The 18,323-nt window shown below is 67.3% G+C and carries 16 protein-coding genes and 1 tRNA gene; 9 read left to right on the forward strand and 8 right to left on the reverse strand.

The features are described 5' to 3' along the window. Window positions 1-2: 2 nt before the first annotated feature. On the reverse strand, window positions 3-800 hold the full coding sequence (locus tag ACZYYX_RS27330) for an alpha/beta hydrolase (RefSeq protein WP_463817960.1): 798 nt from the start codon (window positions 798-800) through the stop codon (window positions 3-5). Window positions 801-901: 101 nt separating this feature from the next. Here ACZYYX_RS27330 and polA point away from each other — a divergent pair, with 101 nt between their 5' ends. Together polA and ACZYYX_RS27340 are read left to right on the forward strand one after the other, a co-directional pair. Continuing rightward, window positions 902-3,628, forward strand: a complete 2,727-nt coding sequence (polA, locus tag ACZYYX_RS27335; protein ID WP_463817961.1) for a DNA polymerase I — start codon at window positions 902-904, stop codon at window positions 3,626-3,628. Between the two features lie 57 nt (window positions 3,629-3,685). Then, window positions 3,686-4,492 carry an acyl-CoA thioesterase gene (locus ACZYYX_RS27340; protein WP_463817962.1) on the forward strand — a complete coding sequence of 269 codons (807 nt, stop codon included), beginning with the start codon at window positions 3,686-3,688 and terminating at the stop codon, window positions 4,490-4,492. A gap of 3 nt (window positions 4,493-4,495) precedes the next feature. Here ACZYYX_RS27340 and ACZYYX_RS27345 read toward each other — a convergent pair whose 3' ends face one another. Together ACZYYX_RS27345 and ACZYYX_RS27350 are read right to left on the reverse strand one after the other, a co-directional pair. Further along, on the reverse strand, window positions 4,496-5,128 hold the full coding sequence (locus ACZYYX_RS27345; RefSeq protein ID WP_463817963.1) for a trimeric intracellular cation channel family protein: 633 nt from the start codon (window positions 5,126-5,128) through the stop codon (window positions 4,496-4,498). A 16-nt stretch (window positions 5,129-5,144) separates the two neighbouring features. Then, entirely contained in the window at window positions 5,145-6,254 is a 1,110-nt protein-coding gene (locus tag ACZYYX_RS27350) for a PrsW family intramembrane metalloprotease (protein WP_463817964.1), read from the reverse strand. 151 nt (window positions 6,255-6,405) lie between these two features. Between ACZYYX_RS27350 and rpsA the strand changes: the two genes are divergently transcribed. Beyond that, on the forward strand, window positions 6,406-7,851 hold the full coding sequence (gene rpsA / locus ACZYYX_RS27355) for a 30S ribosomal protein S1 (protein WP_463817965.1): 1,446 nt from the start codon (window positions 6,406-6,408) through the stop codon (window positions 7,849-7,851). A 6-nt stretch (window positions 7,852-7,857) separates the two neighbouring features. Here rpsA and ACZYYX_RS27360 read toward each other — a convergent pair whose 3' ends face one another. Continuing rightward, complete coding sequence (locus ACZYYX_RS27360; RefSeq protein WP_463817966.1) at window positions 7,858-9,120, reverse strand: RNA polymerase sigma factor; 1,263 nt, start codon at window positions 9,118-9,120, stop codon at window positions 7,858-7,860. A 5-nt stretch (window positions 9,121-9,125) separates the two neighbouring features. Then, on the reverse strand, window positions 9,126-9,824 hold the full coding sequence (locus tag ACZYYX_RS27365) for a YciI family protein (protein ID WP_463817967.1): 699 nt from the start codon (window positions 9,822-9,824) through the stop codon (window positions 9,126-9,128). 111 nt (window positions 9,825-9,935) lie between these two features. On the opposite strand from ACZYYX_RS27365, the gene coaE reads away from it, so the two are divergent. Further along, window positions 9,936-11,153, forward strand: a complete 1,218-nt coding sequence (gene coaE / locus ACZYYX_RS27370) for a dephospho-CoA kinase (RefSeq protein WP_463818053.1) — start codon at window positions 9,936-9,938, stop codon at window positions 11,151-11,153. An 8-nt stretch (window positions 11,154-11,161) separates the two neighbouring features. On the opposite strand, the gene ACZYYX_RS27375 is transcribed toward coaE, so the two are convergent. The 3 genes from ACZYYX_RS27375 to ACZYYX_RS27385 all read right to left on the reverse strand — a co-directional run bounded on the left by ACZYYX_RS27375 (window position 11,162) and on the right by ACZYYX_RS27385 (window position 13,066). Further along, complete coding sequence (locus tag ACZYYX_RS27375; RefSeq protein ID WP_463818054.1) at window positions 11,162-11,923, reverse strand: MerR family transcriptional regulator; 762 nt, start codon at window positions 11,921-11,923, stop codon at window positions 11,162-11,164. A 59-nt stretch (window positions 11,924-11,982) separates the two neighbouring features. Beyond that, window positions 11,983-12,477: a hypothetical protein gene (locus ACZYYX_RS27380; protein ID WP_463818055.1), complete on the reverse strand. Its 495-nt coding sequence runs from the start codon at window positions 12,475-12,477 to the stop codon at window positions 11,983-11,985. 82 nt (window positions 12,478-12,559) lie between these two features. Next, window positions 12,560-13,066 carry a ribonuclease FAU-1 family protein gene (locus ACZYYX_RS27385; protein WP_463818056.1) on the reverse strand — a complete coding sequence of 169 codons (507 nt, stop codon included), beginning with the start codon at window positions 13,064-13,066 and terminating at the stop codon, window positions 12,560-12,562. A gap of 66 nt (window positions 13,067-13,132) precedes the next feature. Between ACZYYX_RS27385 and uvrB the strand changes: the two genes are divergently transcribed. From uvrB to ACZYYX_RS27410, 5 genes are all read left to right on the forward strand, one after another. Beyond that, the gene (gene uvrB, locus ACZYYX_RS27390; protein WP_463817968.1) at window positions 13,133-15,295 is read left to right on the forward strand and encodes an excinuclease ABC subunit UvrB; all 2,163 of its coding nucleotides are present in this window, start codon (window positions 13,133-13,135) and stop codon (window positions 15,293-15,295) included. Window positions 15,296-15,334: 39 nt separating this feature from the next. Then, window positions 15,335-16,768: an MFS transporter gene (locus tag ACZYYX_RS27395; protein ID WP_463817969.1), complete on the forward strand. Its 1,434-nt coding sequence runs from the start codon at window positions 15,335-15,337 to the stop codon at window positions 16,766-16,768. A gap of 48 nt (window positions 16,769-16,816) precedes the next feature. Further along, window positions 16,817-16,887: transfer RNA gene (locus ACZYYX_RS27400), tRNA-Cys, on the forward strand. Between the two features lie 336 nt (window positions 16,888-17,223). Next, window positions 17,224-17,532 carry a hypothetical protein gene (locus ACZYYX_RS27405; protein WP_463817970.1) on the forward strand — a complete coding sequence of 103 codons (309 nt, stop codon included), beginning with the start codon at window positions 17,224-17,226 and terminating at the stop codon, window positions 17,530-17,532. Window positions 17,533-17,542: 10 nt separating this feature from the next. Then, window positions 17,543-17,986, forward strand: a complete 444-nt coding sequence (locus tag ACZYYX_RS27410) for a hypothetical protein (protein WP_463817971.1) — start codon at window positions 17,543-17,545, stop codon at window positions 17,984-17,986. Window positions 17,987-18,323: the final 337 nt, after the last annotated feature.

The raw sequence follows: 18,323 nt of genomic DNA on the forward strand, positions 1-18,323 counted from the left end.
CGTCACGACTCCTCGGCGACGCCCCGGCGGGCAAGCCAGGCCAGCACGTCGTCTGCGACGTCACGCCAGCCGTGATCGATTGTCAGCGAGTGGCCCCGCCCGTCGAACTGGTGGAAGTCGGTGATCGCGTCCGTCTGGTACAGCCGGTGGGCTGCCTCGGCCGTCGAGCGCGGCACGGTGTGGTCGACCGATCCGGCCGTGATCAACAGGGGCCCGCGCGTCGCGTTCGCGGTGTCCACGGCGGCCGGTGAATGCCGGCGGAGATTCGCCGCGGCGGCTTCGAACAACGGCCTGCCGGGCGACGGGATCGACCACTGCTCCCACAGCGCATCGGACTCCTCGACCGTCAGCGCGTTGCCGAAGGCGTAGCGCCACTGCGCCGCCGTCAGCGCTTTGGCACGCCCGCGATTGAGCGGGTTGCCCAGCACGGGGAGCGCCGACCGCAATTGCGCGAGGGGCAGTCCCGTCACGCCCTTGATCGGGGCGGGGTCGATCGCGATGGCCGCAGCCGCCTTGTTCTCGCCGAGCAGTTTCTGAGCGATCAGGCCGCCGAACGAGTGGCCGATCACCACGGGTGGGGTGTCGAACTCGGCGAGCGCCTTCGCGAAGTGCGCGGTCAGCTCGTCGATACCGATGCCGGCCTGCGCCGCGGGGTTCTGCCGGGTTTCCTCGACCGTCGGCAGCTCACCGGGCCAGGCAGGCGCGATGGCGTGGTGACCGTGCTCGGCGACGTAGTCGATCCAGGGTTCCCACGCGGTGTGGGCGACCCACAGGCCGTGAATGAAGACGATGTTCGTCATGACGGGCTCCTGCTCGTTATAGAACGATGTTACATAACTTGACTTCCGCTGCAACCGCGCCGACCTGGCGTTCATTCCCGCCGGTCGACGTGTCGGTCGCGATGCCTAGAGTGAAGGCCGTGAGCCCAGCCAAGACCGCATCGGCGACCGATCAGAAACCCACCCTGATGCTGTTGGACGGCAACTCCCTGGCGTTCCGCGCGTTCTACGCCCTGCCCGCGGAGAATTTCAAGACCCAGGGCGGTCTCACCACCAATGCGGTCTACGGATTCACCGCGATGCTGATCAACCTGCTACGCGACGAGCAGCCCAGCCACATCGCCGCTGCGTTCGACGTGTCCCGCCAGACGTTCCGCAAGGAGAAGTATCCGGAGTACAAGGAGGGCCGGTCGGCCACGCCGGACGAGTTCCGCGGTCAGATCGACATCACCAAGGAGGTGCTCGGGGCGCTGGGCATCACGGTGCTGGCCGAGGCGGGGTTCGAAGCCGACGACATCATCGCGACGCTGGCCACCCAGGCCGAGAACGAGGGGTACCGGGTGCTCGTGGTCACCGGGGACCGCGACTCACTGCAGCTGGTCAGCGACGACGTCACGGTGCTCTATCCCCGCAAGGGTGTCAGCGAGCTGACGCGGTTCACCCCGGACGCCGTCGTCGAGAAGTACGGGCTGACGCCGACGCAGTACCCCGACTTCGCCGCTCTGCGCGGTGACCCCAGTGACAACCTGCCCGGCATCCCCGGGGTGGGGGAGAAGACCGCGACGAAGTGGATCGCGGAGTACGGATCGCTTCAGGCGCTCGTCGACAACGTCGACAAGGTGAAGGGCAAGGTCGGCGACGCGCTGCGCGCGCACCTGTCCAGCGTCATCCTCAACCGTGAGCTGACCGACCTCGTCAAAGAGGTTCCGCTGGCCCAGACACCGGACACGCTGCGAATGCAGCCCTGGAATCGCGACCAGATCCACCGCCTGTTCGACGACCTCGAGTTCCGGGTGCTGCGTGACCGGCTGTTCGACACGCTGGCCTCGGCCGATCCCGAAGTGGACGAGGGTTTCGAGGTGCGCGGCGAGGCCCTGGCGCCGGGCACGTTGGCGGGATGGCTCGCCGAGCGCGCCGACAGCGGGCGCTTCGGTGTCGCGGTGGTGGGCAATCACCTGGCGTTCGACAGCGACGCCACCGCGCTCGCGCTCGTCGCCCCGGACGGCGACGGCCGCTACATCGACACCGCCGCATTGACTCCCGAGGACGAGTCCGCGCTGGCCTCCTGGCTCGCCGACCCGTCGCAGCCGAAGGCGCTGCACGAAGCCAAGCTCGCCATCCACGACCTGCAGGGCCGCGGCTGGACGCTGGCCGGTGTCACCTCGGACACGGCGCTGGCGGCGTACCTGGTGCGGCCCGGCCAACGCAGCTTCACCCTCGACGACCTCTCGCTGCGATATCTCAAGCGCGAGCTGCGGGCCGATAACCCTGAGCAGCAACAACTCTCGCTGCTCGATGACAGCGACGGCGTCGACGACCAGGCCGTGCAGACCCTGCTGCTGCGCGGCAGCGCCGTGATGGATCTCGCCGACGCGCTCGACGAGGAACTGGCCCGCATCGACTCGTCGGCGCTGCTGGGCAGCATGGAACTGCCGGTGCAACGGGTGCTCGCCGCCCTGGAGACCGCAGGCATCGCCGTCGATCTGGAGATGCTCACCGAACTGCAGAGCGAGTTCGCCGGGCAGATCCGCGACGCGGCCGAGGCGGCGTACGCGGTGATCGGCAAGCAGATCAACCTCGGCTCACCCAAACAGCTGCAGGTGGTGCTCTTCGACGAGCTGGAGATGCCGAAGACCAAGCGCACCAAGACCGGCTACACCACCGACGCCGATGCGCTGCAGTCGTTGTTCGACAAGACCGGCCACCCGTTCCTGCAGCACCTGCTGGCCCACCGGGACGCCACGCGGCTGAAGGTGACGGTCGACGGGCTGCTGAACTCGGTGGCCGGCGACGGCCGGATCCACACCACGTTCAACCAGACGATCGCCGCCACCGGCCGGTTGTCCTCGACCGAGCCCAACCTGCAGAACATCCCTATCCGCACGGAAGCGGGCCGGCGAATCCGCGACGCGTTTGTCGTCGGTGCGGGCTACGGCGAGCTGATGACGGCCGACTACAGCCAGATCGAGATGCGCATCATGGCGCACCTGTCCCGGGATGCGGGGCTGATCGAAGCGTTCAACACCGGCGAGGACCTTCACTCGTTCGTGGCCTCGCGGGCGTTCGACGTCCCGATCGACGAGGTGACCGCGGACCTGCGGCGCCGGGTCAAGGCGATGTCCTACGGCCTGGCCTACGGGCTGAGCGCCTACGGTCTGTCGGCTCAGCTGAAGATCAGCACCGAAGAGGCCAAACAGCAGATGGACCAGTACTTCGACCGGTTCGGCGGTATCCGCGACTACCTGCGCGACGTCGTCGATCAGGCCCGCAAGGACGGCTACACCTCGACGGTGTTCGGCCGCAGGCGCTATCTCCCTGAGCTCGACAGCAGCAATCGCAACGTGCGCGAGGCCGCCGAGCGGGCCGCGCTCAATGCGCCCATCCAGGGCAGCGCCGCCGACATCATCAAGGTCGCGATGATCAACGTCGACCGCGCGATCGCCGACGCCGGGCTGACCTCACGCATGCTGCTGCAGGTGCACGACGAGCTGCTCTTCGAGGTCGCCGACGGCGAACGGGACGCACTGGAGGCGCTGGTGCGCGAACACATGGGCGCCGGCTATGCCCTCGACGTGCCGCTGGAGGTGTCGGTCGGGTACGGCCGCAGCTGGGACGCCGCCGCGCATTGAGCGTCTGCTATATATACAAGCCTACATAATTGGTGGGCTTGAGCAGGAGGCACGCGCGTGGCCGAGCACCCGTTCGACGAGTCGATTCGGCTCGAACCCGTCGAGGCCGGCGTCCTCCGCGGCAAGACCACTGCCGAATGGGCGAACATGGTCGGTCCCTTCGGGGGCGTGACGGCGGCCGTGCTGTTGCGCGCGATCGAACTGCACCCGGAGTGCACCGGTGAGCCCCTGGCGCTCACCGTCAACTTCGGGGCACCCATTGCCGACGGAGAATTCGACGTCGCCGCGCGCCCCGTTCGCACGAACCGGAGCAACCAGCACTGGTTCGTCGAACTGGTACAGGACGGCACGGTCACCACCACGGCGACGGCGGTGTTCGGCCTGCGGCGGGACACGTGGTCGGACACCGAGAAGCTCATGCCGCACGTTCCCGCGCCCGAGAACGTGCAGGAACGAGGGCTGCCGCCGATGATCGCGTGGGCCCGCAACTACGACATGCGCTTCATCGACGGCGCGGTTCCGGCGAAGGGTGCGGCGCCGGCAGACTCGTCGACCACCATGCTGTGGGCTCGCGATCGACTGGGACGCCCCCTTGATTTCGCCGCGCTCACCGCGGCCAGCGACATCTTCTATCCGCGGGTCTACCTGCGGCTGGGCGGGCCCACGCCGGCCGGCACGATCTCTCTGACCACCTATTTCCACGCTACGGGCCCCGAACTAGCCTCTGCGGGAGACGATTTCGTCCTCGGCTGCGCATCGGCCAACCGCTTTTCCGGTGGCTATTTCGATCAGTCCGCGCAGCTCTGGAGTCGTGCGGGCACGCTGCTGGCCACCACGCACCAGATCGTCTACTTCAAGACGTAGCGACTATGGCGGCTGGTGTCCGCGCACGATCAGCTCGCGCGGCCCCGTCGGCAGCCGCCAGTGGAAGGTGATCGCCGCCAGCCGCAGCAGCGTCGCCACCAGCGTGCCGACGGCGACGCCGATCCACTGCGGGCCGTAGTAGTCGATGACGACGTAGATCACCGAGCCCATCATCGCCGGAACGGCGTACATGTCGTCGGGCCCCATCACCACCGGCACTTCGCGCGCGGTGACATCGCGGAAGATGGTGCCCGCCAGCGCTGACACCATGCCGAGGAGAGCTGCGGCGAACCAACTGGCGCCGTGGTCGACCGCGAGCGCCGCACCGGACGTGGCGAAGAAGCCCATTCCGACTGCATCCAGCATGGCCACCGGGTGGTGGAGTCTGATGACCGTGCGCGCGAACAGCGTCGCCAGTGCGGCGGCCGCCAGACACACGATCACATCGGGCCAGCGCTGCAGGGACTGCGGTGGATCGATGTCGAGGAGGACGTCGCGCAGGACCCCGCCTCCGACGCCGGTCAGCACCGCCATCGCCGCGATCCCGAAAACGTCGAACCCCTTGCGGACGCCGAGGACGGCGCCCGACGCCGCGGCGGCAGCGATGCCGAGGTAGTTGAGGATGTGCTGGATCACCAGCAGAGTATGGCGCTCAGAACGCCCGGAAACCCGCCATGTGCTGTAGGGCGGGCGACGCGGCGCGGGCCGCGTACAGCGCGTAGGTCTCCTCGTGGAGCAGGGCGATCACGCGGTGGTCGCCGAAGCCCCGATCGATCCGGTCGCGAACGAAGGCCAGTTCGACGACCCGATGGGCGAACTGTCGAACCGAGGTCGCGGCGGCCTTCCCGCCGAAGCGGTGCGCGGTGTCGACGGCGAGCTTTCGTGTCTTCAGCGACCCCAGCCAGGTCGCCTCGTTCGGGCTGACCAGGCCGGCGGCGACCATCCCTGGCAGCTTGCCCGCCACCACGTGCTGCTCGCGCCGCCGGCTGCGCACGGCCAGCGTGATCGCCAGCGCGAAGACGGGCACCATCCACAGCGCGTACACCGCGAAGTAGGCGCCCGCCCCGAGCAGCGACGAGCCGTTCCACATCGCGTGCAGCAGGACCGCCCCCGCGTAGCCGAGCAGCAGCGCGCCGGCCTTGCCTGCGGCGGTGCGGCGATGCAGCGCGTACCAGACCCCGAAGGCCGTCATCGTGGTGAACAGGGAATGAGCGAACGGCGACATGATCAGACGCAGTGCCGCGGTCACTAGGGATTCGGCAACGGACTCTCCGCCCCCGATGTAGAGGATGTCCTCCAGCCATGCGAAACCCGCGCCGACCAGACCCGCATAGACCAGGCAGTCGGTGAGTGAGTTGACCTCGTTGCGTCGCACGCCGGTCATCATGATCAGCAGGAACACGCCCTTGGCGGCCTCTTCGGTCACCGGAGCACCCACGACGAGGGTCAGTGGGCTGATGTCTCCGGAGCCCGGGGGATGGACCCACGCCTCGAGCAGGATCTGCAGCACCGCGGAGATGACGACCGCCGCCGAGGTGCCCCAGAGGAAGGCGAACAGCAGCAGCCGGGGCGGCTCCGGCTCCCACCGGTCCAACCAGAGGTAGGACAGCACCACGACGGTCATGGCGATGCTCGAGAGCACGAAGCCGATCGAGGTGCCGACCGGGTTGACGGTGGTGAGGACGATCACGATGAGGCCGGCGACGGTGCCGAGTGCGATGAGCAGACCCAGGGGAGCGCCAACCCGGCGAACGCGTGTCACGCCCAGCACAGTAGTGGCTGCATGGGGCGGGTTTGTCCTGCGTGTACCCCGTCGAGTAACCTCGACAGGTACCTGTGCGTTCTATTCGCGGGTGCGATAAACAAAACACTCTCTGTCCCTACGATTGAACCTGTCCGGAGCAACCCACCACATGCCAAGTCCCTCCGTCACGTCTCCGCAAGTAGCCCTCAACGACATCGGCTCCGCGGAGGATTTCCTCGCCGCCATCGACAAGACCATCAAATACTTCAACGATGGCGACATCGTCGAAGGGACCATCGTCAAGGTGGACCGCGATGAGGTCCTGCTCGACATCGGCTATAAGACCGAAGGCGTCATCCCTTCCCGCGAACTCTCGATCAAGCACGACGTCGACCCCAATGAGGTTGTGTCCGTCGGCGACGAGGTCGAAGCGCTGGTCCTCACAAAAGAGGACAAAGAAGGCCGCCTCATCCTGTCCAAGAAGCGCGCTCAGTACGAGCGGGCCTGGGGCACCATCGAAGAGCTCAAGGAGAAGGACGAGGCCGTCAAGGGCACCGTCATCGAGGTCGTCAAGGGCGGCCTGATCCTCGACATCGGCCTGCGCGGCTTCCTCCCCGCGTCGCTGGTCGAGATGCGTCGCGTCCGCGATCTGCAGCCGTACATCGGCAAGGAGATCGAGGCCAAGATCATCGAGCTCGACAAGAACCGCAACAACGTGGTGCTGAGCCGCCGCGCCTGGCTGGAGCAGACCCAGTCCGAGGTGCGCAGCGAGTTCCTCAACCAGCTCACCAAGGGTGCCATCCGCAAGGGTGTGGTCTCCTCGATCGTCAACTTCGGCGCGTTCGTCGATCTCGGCGGCGTCGACGGCCTGGTGCACGTCTCCGAGCTGTCCTGGAAGCACATCGATCACCCGTCCGAGGTGGTTCAGGTCGGCGACGAGGTCACCGTCGAGGTGCTCGATGTCGACATGGATCGCGAGCGGGTGTCGCTGTCGCTCAAGGCGACTCAGGAAGATCCGTGGCGCCACTTCGCCCGCACCCACGCCATCGGCCAGATCGTGCCGGGCAAGGTCACCAAGCTGGTGCCGTTCGGTGCGTTCGTTCGCGTCGAGGAGGGCATCGAGGGTCTGGTGCACATCTCCGAGCTGTCCGAGCGCCACGTCGAGGTCCCGGACCAGGTGGTCCAGGTCGGCGACGACGCGATGGTCAAGGTCATCGACATCGATCTGGAGCGTCGCCGGATCTCGCTGAGCCTCAAGCAGGCCAACGAGGACTACAACAGCGAAGAGTTCGAGGCCTGGAAGTACGGCATGGCCGACAGCTACGACGACCAGGGCAACTACATCTTCCCCGAGGGCTTCGACGCCGAGACCAACGAATGGCTCGAAGGCTTCGAGAAGCAGCGGGACGAGTGGGAGGCCCGCTACGCCGAGGCCGAGCGTCGCTACAAGATGCACACCGCGCAGATGGAGAAGTTCGCTGCGGCCGAGGCGGAAGAGGCGGCCCGTCCCGCGTCCTCCAACGGCTCGTCGCGTTCCGAAGAGTCCGCCGGTGGTTCGCTGGCCAGCGATGCTCAGCTCGCTGCGCTGCGCGAGAAGCTCGCAGGCAACGCGTAAGTCAGTTCACGATCGAAGGCCCCGACTCACCGAGTCGGGGCCTTCGTCGTCTGCACCGCATTCGGCGAGGCGGCGCTGCAGGAATCTGCGCGCGGGCTCGGAGCCGTTGCGGCGCAAGGCTTCGCGATAGCACGTTGCAGCGTCCGCGGGTCGATCCGCCCGGCGGAGCAGGTCGGCACGGATGGTGACCGGCAGCGGTGATCGGGCCAACCGTGGATCGTCGGCCACCGCGGCCAGGGCGGCCAGCCCGGCCGCCGGGCCGTCGCGCAGGCCGATCGCGAGCGCACGGTTGGCGCGCACCACGGGCGAATCGAGAACGCCGAGCAACCGGTCGTAGGCCAGACAGATCGTCCGCCAGTCGGTCTCCTGCCAGGACGGTGCGGTGGCGTGTGTGGCGGCGATAACGGCCTGCGGCAGGTACGGCCCGCCGGAGCCAGCGGCGCTGCTCAGCAACTGCAGGCCGCGGGCGATCATGGCGCGATCCCAGCTCGGCCGGTCCTGTTCCTCGAGCGGCAGCAGCGCGCCGTGGCGGTCCACCCGGGTGCTGCGCCGCGAATCCTGTAGCAGAACAAGAGCATTGAGCGCGGCGATCTCCGCGTCGTGCGGACGGAATGCGTGCAGCTCGCCCGCCAGTCGTACGCCCTCGTCGCAGAGTTCGTCACGCACCGGCGACGGCCCGGCGGTGGGCCAGTACCCCTCGGTGAACACCGAGTAGACGCAGGACAGCACATGCGGTGTGCGCTCGGGCAGCAACTGGCTGGGCGGAATGCGCAGCGGGATGTTGGCGTGCCGGATCTTGGCCTTGGCGCGCGTGATCCGCGCCGCCACCGCGGTTTCGCTGTGCAGCAGCGCGCGGGCGATCTCGGGCACGGTCAGCCCGCTCACCAGCCGCAACGTCAGCGCGAACTGTGATGGCCGGTCCAGCGCGGGGTGGGCGCAGGTGAACATCATCCGCAGTTCGTCGTCGCGAATGCGATGCGGGACCGCCGGGCCATCGGTGCGCGCGATGATGTCGTCGAGCACGGCTGCCAATTCCTTTCCGGGCCGCAAGGATTCGCGCCGCAGACGGTCACGGGCCCGGTTGCGCGCGACCGTCACCAGCCATGCGCCGGGCGCGTCGGGCTCTCCGTCGCGGGGCCACACGCGCACGGCCTCCGCGCAGGCGTCCTGGACGGCGTCCTCGGCGACGGTGAGATCGCCGCACCAGCGCGCGATCGCAGCCACGGCCGCACCCCATTCCCGCCGGAAGACGCCGTCCAGATGCGCCACGGAAGCTACAGCCCTCCCGCACCGGCGAGGCGGCGCAGGATCACCGCGGAGGCCGGGATCATCGACGCGACTTCGACGGCCTGGTCGCGGTCCCCGGCACGGATCAGATAGAAGCCGTTGGCCACCTCGGCGCCCTCGGTGAACGGTCCGTCGGTCAGCAAGACATCTGAGCCGCGCACCCGCACCGTCGTCGCCGTCGTCGGCAGGTGCAGGGGCGCGCCACCCAGCACACGCTGACCCGCAGCAGGGCCGAGTTCTTCGTGCCGGCGCGCACCCTCCACCCACTCCGGTGTCCCCGGCTCGGTGAGCTGTTCGGCGGGTTCCAGCAGCAGCGCCAGCCAGTCGCCGCCGGTCGTCGGGGTGTCCGGCCTGTTCCAGTGCACCATCGGCCACACCTCGACGGCGCCGTACCGGGCGGCGGGCACCTGCCGGGCCAGCTCGAGCGCCTCGTCCAGGTTGTCTGCGTCGAAGACGTAGAAGCCTCCGGCCACCTCGGCGCCTTCGGCGAACGGGCCGTCCGTGATCACCGGACGGTCGGGCCCGCCATCGATGCGGACTGCCTCGGCGGCAGGGGACAGCGCGTCGCCTGCGGACAGAGCGTGAGCGGCGCGGGCGTGGAAGTCGCTGTACGCCTGCATCTCTGCGACGAGGTCGCCGGGGGAGAGTTCGCGTTCCGGGGTCTGCAGCAGTGCGAAGTAGTACATCGTGTTCCTTCACGGGTCGGGAGGGACCTGGTGTCCACTCTCTACCTGATCGACGAACTGCGCCGGGCCCGATCGACAGGCGCGCCAGAGAATCCTGACAGACTGTGTGGCGTGCTGCGTATCGGATTGACCGGAGGAATCGGGGCGGGCAAGTCGACGGTGTCGGCGACGTTCGACGAACTCGGCGGAATCGTCGTCGACGGCGACGTCATCGCCCGGGAAGTGGTGGAGCCGGGCACCGAGGGGCTTGCCAAGCTGGTCGAGGCCTTCGGGGAGGACATCCTCGCCGACGACGGATCGTTGAACCGGCCGGCGCTGGCCGCGATCGCGTTCAGCGACGACGAGAAACGCAAGACACTCAACGGAATCGTGCATCCGCTTGTGGGACAACGACGTTCCGAGTTGATCGCCGCCGCGGACGACGACGCGGTGATCGTCGAGGACATCCCGCTGCTGGTCGAATCGCAGATGGCGCCGTTGTTCCCGTTGGTGATCATCGTCCACGCCGACGAACAGGTCCGGGTCGAGCGGCTGATCGAACACCGCGGTTTCACCGAAGAGGACGCCCGGGCGCGGATCGCAGCACAGGCCACCGAGGCCGATCGCCGGGCCGTCGCCGATGTCTGGCTGGATAATTCGGGCACTGCCGATGAACTGGTCGGCGCGGCCCGCAGGCTGTGGCATGAGCGCATCCAGCCATTCGCCGACAACCTTCGCGCGGGCCGGCCCGCTCCGACCGAGCCGCGATTGGTGCCGCCGGATCCCGAGTGGCCGGCCCAGGCGCAGCGGATCCTGGCCAGACTGCGCACCGCGTGCGGGCACCACGCCTCACGCGTCGACCACGTCGGCTCGACGGCGATACCGGGCCTGGACGCCAAAGACGTCATCGACGTGCAGGTCACCGTCGCGTCGCTGGACGTCGCGGACGAGCTCGCCGATGCACTGCTGGGCGCCGGCTATGTCCGCACGGCGATCACCGAGGACATCGCTAAGGACACCGCCGAGGACATCGCCAAGGACACCGCGAAGCCCGGCGTCGACGGACAGTGGGGCAAGAGGCTCTTCTGCTCCGCAGACCCGGGCCGTCCGACCAACGTGCATGTGCGGGTGGACGGCTGGCCCAATCAGCTCTTCGCGCTGCTGTTCGTCGACTGGCTGACGGCCGACCCTGCGGCACGCGCCGAATACCTGGACCTCAAGCGCCACATCGCCGGGCAAGGCCACGCGACCACCGGGGACTATGCGGACGCCAAGGAGCCGTGGTTCGCCGACGCATACCACCGCGCGTGGACGTGGGCCGAGGCGTCAGGCTGGCGCCAGGACCCCTGAGCGCCGGCTCAGTCTCCGATTCGATCCGCATTCATGTGGATCGCCTCGCGGCAGTAGGCCGCGAAACCCGGCAGGCCGAACGAGTCGTCGTACCGGGCGACGTAGCGCGGGTCGCTGACGTACATGTCGCCCAACGTGCGGTGCATCGGAGGCGGGCAGTCGTAGAACCACCGGTTCACGTGTAGCCGGTGCTGCTCAGCCGCGTCCATCGCCGTCTGGGAGTCGGCGGGTAGCCCTGCGCGGAACGCGTCGGACAGCGCCGTCTCGACCGCCTCGCCCTCGGCTTTGATGCGGATCCAGTCCTCTTTGCCGTAGGACTTCGCGCGGCGCTGCGACTCCTTCCACTCGTCGGACTCACCGAACTTCTGCTCGGCTTCGGCCTGATAGTCGTCGAAGCCTTCCCCGAACAGCTCGCGCATGTCGTCGTCGGTCATGGGGGTGTTCGCCATTGCTTTCTCCAATGCCTGATCGATGGCCTCGACGAGGTCTTTCATCTCGTCGAGCCGGGACATGACGCGTTCGCGCTGACGTATCAAATGGCTGACCTCGTCACCCTCGTTCACCAGGCTCGCGATCTCCTCGAGAGGCAGCTCGAGCCGGCGATAGACGATGATCTGGGATAACCGCGTCAGATCGGCCGGGGTGTACACCCGGTAGCCCGAGGCGTTCCGTCGTCTCGGGGTCAGCAGCCCGATGTCGTCGTAATGGTGCAGCGTCCGGACCGTGATACCGAATCGCTGCGCGACCTCACCGACGGTGAGTTTTTCCACACCCATCTCCTGCGTCACGTAGACCAGGCTGCTGCCTCACGTCCCGTGAGGGTCAAGACCTACGTCGACGGCGGTGGCGCGGGCAGCGCTGCGTCTGCCGCGGGTTCCGCGGGTGGGGCCGGCTCGCCGCCGGCCGGGATGTCGAGGGGGGCGCCACACTGCAACGTGCCGTACAGCGGATCGTCCTTCACACGGAAGAACCGCGGTGCGATGAACTGGTCGGCCTGCGCCACGATCTGGTCGTCGACGAGGATCTCGCAGTGCAGATTGGACCCGTAGGGCCACTGGATCGAGATCTGCATGCCGGCGAGCTTGGGATCGGTCAGCACGGTGTTCACCTCGAACGTCTGCCCCGGCAGCATGGTCGGTTGCGCGCTGTTGACGTTCTGGTCGTCCTGCTTGTAGGCGACCACGGCGCCACGGGAGGTGCCGTCGGCGCGGGCGCGGTAGATCACGTTGTGCTGTTCCTGCGGCGCGGGCGGTGCGGCGCCGGGGGCTGCGGGGTCGGGGACAGCGGGGTCGGCTGCGGCGGTGGGGCCGCCGATCGGGACCATCAGCGCGCCGGTCGCGAGGATCGCGGCACCGGCTCTCGCCCAGGCGGTCCGGCTCGGTCTGCTCGATCTCACACCGCGGAGTCTATGCTCCGCGCCATGTCAGCGTGATGCCGACGGTTGCCAGCCACTGGTCGAGGTCGTAGCCGTGGCGGGCCAGGGCCTCGGTGGTGCGCACCGCGGTGTGGATCGCGCGTTCGGCGTGACCGGGGTCCAGCAGGCTCTCGCGGACCGCCGAGACGAGCTCGTCGACGTCGGTCACGTCCACCCCGCGGCCGGTACGCAGCACCAGATCGAGGTAGTGATCCTCGCCGCTCCAGAGGTGCGGGCCCGGCGTGTAGACGCCGACGTCGAGGTAGAAGTCCTGGTCTCGCTCGTGGCCGGGATGGAAATGGAAGACCGTCACCCGCAGATTCAGGGTCGGCAACAGCCACGACTCGAGGTAGCCGAACTGTGCCCGCCCGGGGGTGGGCCGGGCCATGTACAGACCCCAGGCGTGCACCGCGAAGACGTCGACGTCGCGCACGATGCCCTTCGGGTCGGTGTTGGTGCGGGCGACGAGATCGAAGGTCTCGCGTTTGGGCGGGTGGATGCCGACAAGGATAGGCGCCTCCCCGGGGAAGAGAAGTTGTCGGTGCCGGGTTCTACCCTGGTGAACATGGCTTTCGCGACTGAACACCCGGTGCTCGCTCATTCGGAGTACCGCCCTGTCGACCAGGTGGTGCGCGCGGGCGGTCGCTTCGAGGTGGTCAGCGAGTACCAGCCCGCAGGTGATCAGCCGGCGGCGATCGAGGCGTTGGAGCAGCGGATCCGGTCTGGTGAACGCGACGTCGTCCTGCTCGGCGCGACGGGTACCGGTAAGTCGGCGACCACGGCGTGGCTCATCGAGCGTCTGCAGCGGCCCACGCTGGTGATGGCGCCGAACAAGACACTGGCCGCCCAGCTGGCGAACGAGCTTCGAGAGATGTTGCCGCACAACGCCGTCGAGTACTTCGTCTCGTACTACGACTACTACCAGCCCGAGGCGTACATCGCGCAGACCGATACCTACATCGAGAAGGACAGCTCGATCAACGACGATGTCGAGCGGCTGCGGCACTCGGCGACCTCCAGCCTGCTCTCGCGCCGCGACGTGGTGGTGGTGGCGTCGGTGTCGTGCATCTATGGTCTGGGCACGCCGCAGTCGTACATGGACCGCTCGGTGGAGCTGAAGGTCGGCGACGAGGTGCCTCGGGACGGACTGCTGCGGCTGCTCGTCGACGTGCAGTACACCCGCAACGACATGTCGTTCACCCGCGGGACGTTCCGGGTGCGCGGCGACACGGTCGAGATCATCCCGTCGTACGAGGAGCTCGCGGTCCGCATCGAATTCTTCGGTGACGAGGTCGAGGCGCTGTACTACTTGCACCCGCTGACCGGCGACATCATTCGGCAGGTCGACTCGCTGCGAATCTTCCCCGCCACCCACTACGTCGCCGGCCCCGAACGGATGGCGCAGGCGATTTCCACCATCGAGGCCGAACTCGAGGCTCGCCTGGCGGAATTGGAGAGTCAGGGCAAACTGCTCGAGGCGCAGCGGTTGCGGATGCGCACCAACTACGACGTCGAGATGATGCGTCAGGTCGGATTCTGTTCGGGAATCGAGAACTACTCGCGCCACATCGACGGCCGGCCCGCCGGCTCCGCACCCGCGACGCTCATCGATTACTTCCCGGAGGACTTCCTCCTCGTCATCGACGAGTCCCACGTGACGGTCCCACAGATCGGCGGCATGTACGAGGGCGACATGTCCCGCAAGCGCAACCTGGTGGAATTCGGCTTCCGGTTGCCGTCGGCCGTCGACAACCGACCCTTGACCTGGGAGGAGTTCGCTGACCGCATCGGGCAGACGGTGTATCTGTCGGCCACGCCGGGACCGTATGAGCTCAGCCAGACCGGCGGTGAGTTCGTCGAGCAGGTGATCCGGCCGACCGGTCTGGTCGACCCACAGGTGATCGTCAAGCCGACGAAGGGTCAGATCGACGACCTGATCGGGGAGATCCGCCTGCGCACCGAGCGCGACGAGCGGGTGCTGGTCACCACGCTGACGAAGAAGATGGCGGAGGATCTCACTGACTACCTCCTGGAGATGGGCATCAGGGTGCGGTATCTGCACTCCGAGGTCGACACCCTGCGCCGGGTCGAGCTGCTGCGGCAGCTGCGGCTGGGGGAGTACGACGTGCTCATCGGCATCAACCTGCTGCGGGAGGGCCTCGACCTTCCCGAGGTGTCGCTGGTGGCGATCTTGGACGCGGACAAGGAAGGGTTCCTGCGCTCGCCGCGCAGCCTGATCCAGACCATCGGCCGTGCGGCGCGCAACGTCTCCGGTGAAGTGCACATGTACGCCGACAAGATCACCGACTCGATGAAAGAGGCGATCGACGAGACCGATCGCCGCCGGGCCAAGCAGATCGCCTACAACACCGAGCACGGCATCGACCCGCAGCCGCTGCGCAAGAAGATCGCCGACATCCTCGATCAGGTGTATCGGGAGGCCGACGACACGGACGCGGCGGTGGAGGTGGGCGGTTCGGGCCGCAACGCCTCGCGCGGCCGGCGCGCGCAGGGCGAGCCCGGTCGGGCGGTGAGTGCCGGGGTGATCGAGGGGCGCGACACCAGCAACATGCCGCGAGCCGAATTGGCTGATCTGATCAAGGATTTGACGGCGCAGATGATGGCCGCGGCGCGCGACCTCCAGTTCGAGCTCGCCGCGCGGATCCGCGATGAGATCCAGGATCTCAAGAAGGAATTGCGCGGCATGGACGCTGCGGGGCTGAAATAGCTTGATCTCAAGGGCTGTTGAGGTCCTACGGTCAACGGCGTGACTGACATCGACGCTGACGGGGCTGCGGTGGAGCAGCGGAACGCCGGGACATGGCGCGACCTCCTCGGGCCGCGGTATCTGGGTGCCTCCACGGTGCTCGCCGGCGGCGTGGCGCTGTACGCGACCAACGAGTTCCTCACGATCAGCCTGATGCCCAGCGCGGTCGCCGACATCGGCGGACAACGGCTCTACGCGTGGGTGACCACGGTGTATCTGGTCGGATCGGTGGTGGCGGCCACCGCCGTGCACGCGATCCTGATGAGGTGGGGACCGCGCCGGTCATACCTGCTCGGGCTCAGCATGTTCGGGGTCGGCAGCCTCGCGTGTGCGATGGCGCCCACCATGGAGCTGTTGCTCGTCGGCCGGACGGTGCAGGGCGCGGCCGGTGGCATGCTGGCCGGACTCGGATACGCCGTGATCAACACCGCGCTGCCGAGCCGACTCTGGACCAAAGCGTCGGCCCTCGTGTCGGCGATGTGGGGGGTCGGAACGCTGGTCGGGCCCGCTGCCGGCGGCCTGTTCGCCCAATTCGGTTCGTGGCGTTGGTCTTTCGGTGTGCTCGTGGTGATGACGACGGCGATGTCGCTGCTGGTGCCGGTGGCGTTGCCCAGCCGTCCGGTCGACGCGAGCCCGCCGGCGCGGGTCGGGGTCCCGGTGCGGTCGCTGCTGTTGCTCGGCACGGCGGCGCTGCTGGTCTCGGCGGCCGGGGTGCCGCATGACGCGCGGGCGACGGCGGCTCTGGTGGCTGCGGGCCTCGCGTTGATCCCGGTGTTCGTGATCGTCGACCGCCGGGCCCGGGCAGCCGTGTTGCCACCCAGCGCGTTCGCCCCGGGACCGTTGAAGTGGGTTTACCTGACGCTGGGCGTGTTGATGGCCGCGACGATGGTGGACATGTACGTACCGTTGTTCGGGCAGCGGCTCGGCCATCTCGCCCCGCTGGCGGCGGGATTCCTCGGCGCGGGCCTGGCGGTGGGGTGGACGGCGGGGGAGATCACCAGCGCGTCGTTGAGCAGGCCGGCGGTGATCGTGCGCGTGGTGGCGGTGGCCCCGCTGGTGATGGCGGCGGGTCTGACGGTCGGTGCGCTGACGCAGCGGCAGGACGCCTCGGTGTGGTTCATCGCGGCGTGGGCGCTCTCGTTGGTGATCACCGGATCGGGGATCGGCATGGCGTGGCCGCATCTGTCGGCGTGGGCGATGAGCAAGGTGCGTGATCCCGCCGAGGGGCCCGCGGCCGCGGCGGCCATCAACACCGTGCAGGTGATCTGCGGCGCGTTCGGGGCTGCGCTGGCGGGAGTAGTGGTCAACGTCTCCGATCGCGGTGATGCGACGGCCGCGCACTGGCTGTTCGCCGTGTTCGCGGTGCTGGCAGCCTCGGCGGTGGTCTCCGCCATCCGCAGCGGCCGCCCCGTGCCCGGTCAAGGATCACGGTGAGCACAAGCCTGGGCTGACGCGGCGCGGGCCGGCAGAGTAATGGGCAGTGCGGGTGTGGCTGAGTGGCTAGGCACCGGCCTGCAAAGCCGTTTACACGGGTTCAAATCCCGTCATCCGCTCAAAAAGGTTCGCGAGCAGTCGCCACTTTCCGTTACTGCTCGCGAACCTTTTTAGTTCCTGAACAGCCCAAATAGCCGCCTGTCGTTCGACTATTCATCGGTGTCCTCATCTGTTCGCAACTCGCCGTTATTGATCTTCGTGCATACCGTGCGTGTACCGGAGGCAGGTTCAGCAAACTTGTGGTTCGCGTTCCCCGCGCTGGACTCCGAGGGGCAGTGCAAGGCGTACATGGCGTGTACAACTTTGTTGTTGCACAACACTTTTCGGCCACCGACATGTTAACTTCTGCTCGCCGCGACCTGGCGGCACCGTAAGCCGGTCAACAAAGGAGCCGCATGTCCGATTTGTCCACCGTCCCCGCGCCTGCCGACGCGACCCGTACCGAACCCTGGGAACAGTGGGACGAGCACGACGACTGGCGACGGTTCTTCACCACCACCTCCGAACGGAATCTCCCCGGCGAACACCGCCGCGAAGGCTTCTCTGTCTCCCTGAGGGGCGAGCAGACTCGCATGGGCGATGTCACCCGATGGGCTTACGTGGACGCGTTAGGCGAGCGTTCGGCCGCTCAGCTCCGCGAGCTGGCAGCGGCCTACATGGACGCAGCCGATCAGTTGGACCGGCTTAACGCTGGACCGACGTAACCTCAATCGGGTGATCAAGGACCTGGCTCCCGCCATCGCAACAGTGCTAACAGCGTTAATGACGTACGTTCTAGGGCGATTAAGCGGGCGCGATTCTCGGGCGCGGCTATCGGCTGACATCGACATCCTAACTAAACTCAAAGGGCATCCCGAGCTTGAGCAACAGATGAGCGAGACTGTCCGATTGTCGGTCGCGCATCACCGAGCGCGAGAGGAAATGCGAATCAGAGACTATTGGACCAATCGCCTAGTGTTCGTATCCGCCGCTGGCTTGCTCACTGCTTTAGTGCTTATCGAAATCACAGAGCTGTTCGAGATGAATAAGTTCAAAAAGCCGATCATGTGGGCCGCTACAGGTTCTCTAGCTCTCGTCGCAGGTCTTTGGATCGGTGTTCTGATTGTTCGGGTGCCTATATGGCTACGTCAGTGGCGGGAGGCGCGGTCGGCCCGGTGAGCTTTCCTAAGGTCTCACCGGGACCGAACCTAGGCCGCGTGAAAAAGGACGCGGCACAACTATTAAGCCGCCACGCGACCGCCCTTGGGGTAAATGTCATCGCTTTCGTATCGCGTAGGGGCCGGGAAGCCCTCTGAAAGTTCCTGCCGGGCTTCTGCTCCCGGCAGGTGTGGCAGGTGCACCGCGAAGGTTACGGCGATCCATTCCCGCCTTTCGATGGGTTGGGATTGTCGGACGGTGCCCTTGCCACGCCGCGCAGTTCCAAAGCTGCGCGGCCCTGCGCCCGATCTAGCCGGGCGCAAACCTAATGCCGTGTACCGGAAGTGAGCAGCTTCTT

The sequence above is a fragment of the Mycobacterium sp. IDUB_1 genome, assembly GCF_055419625.1.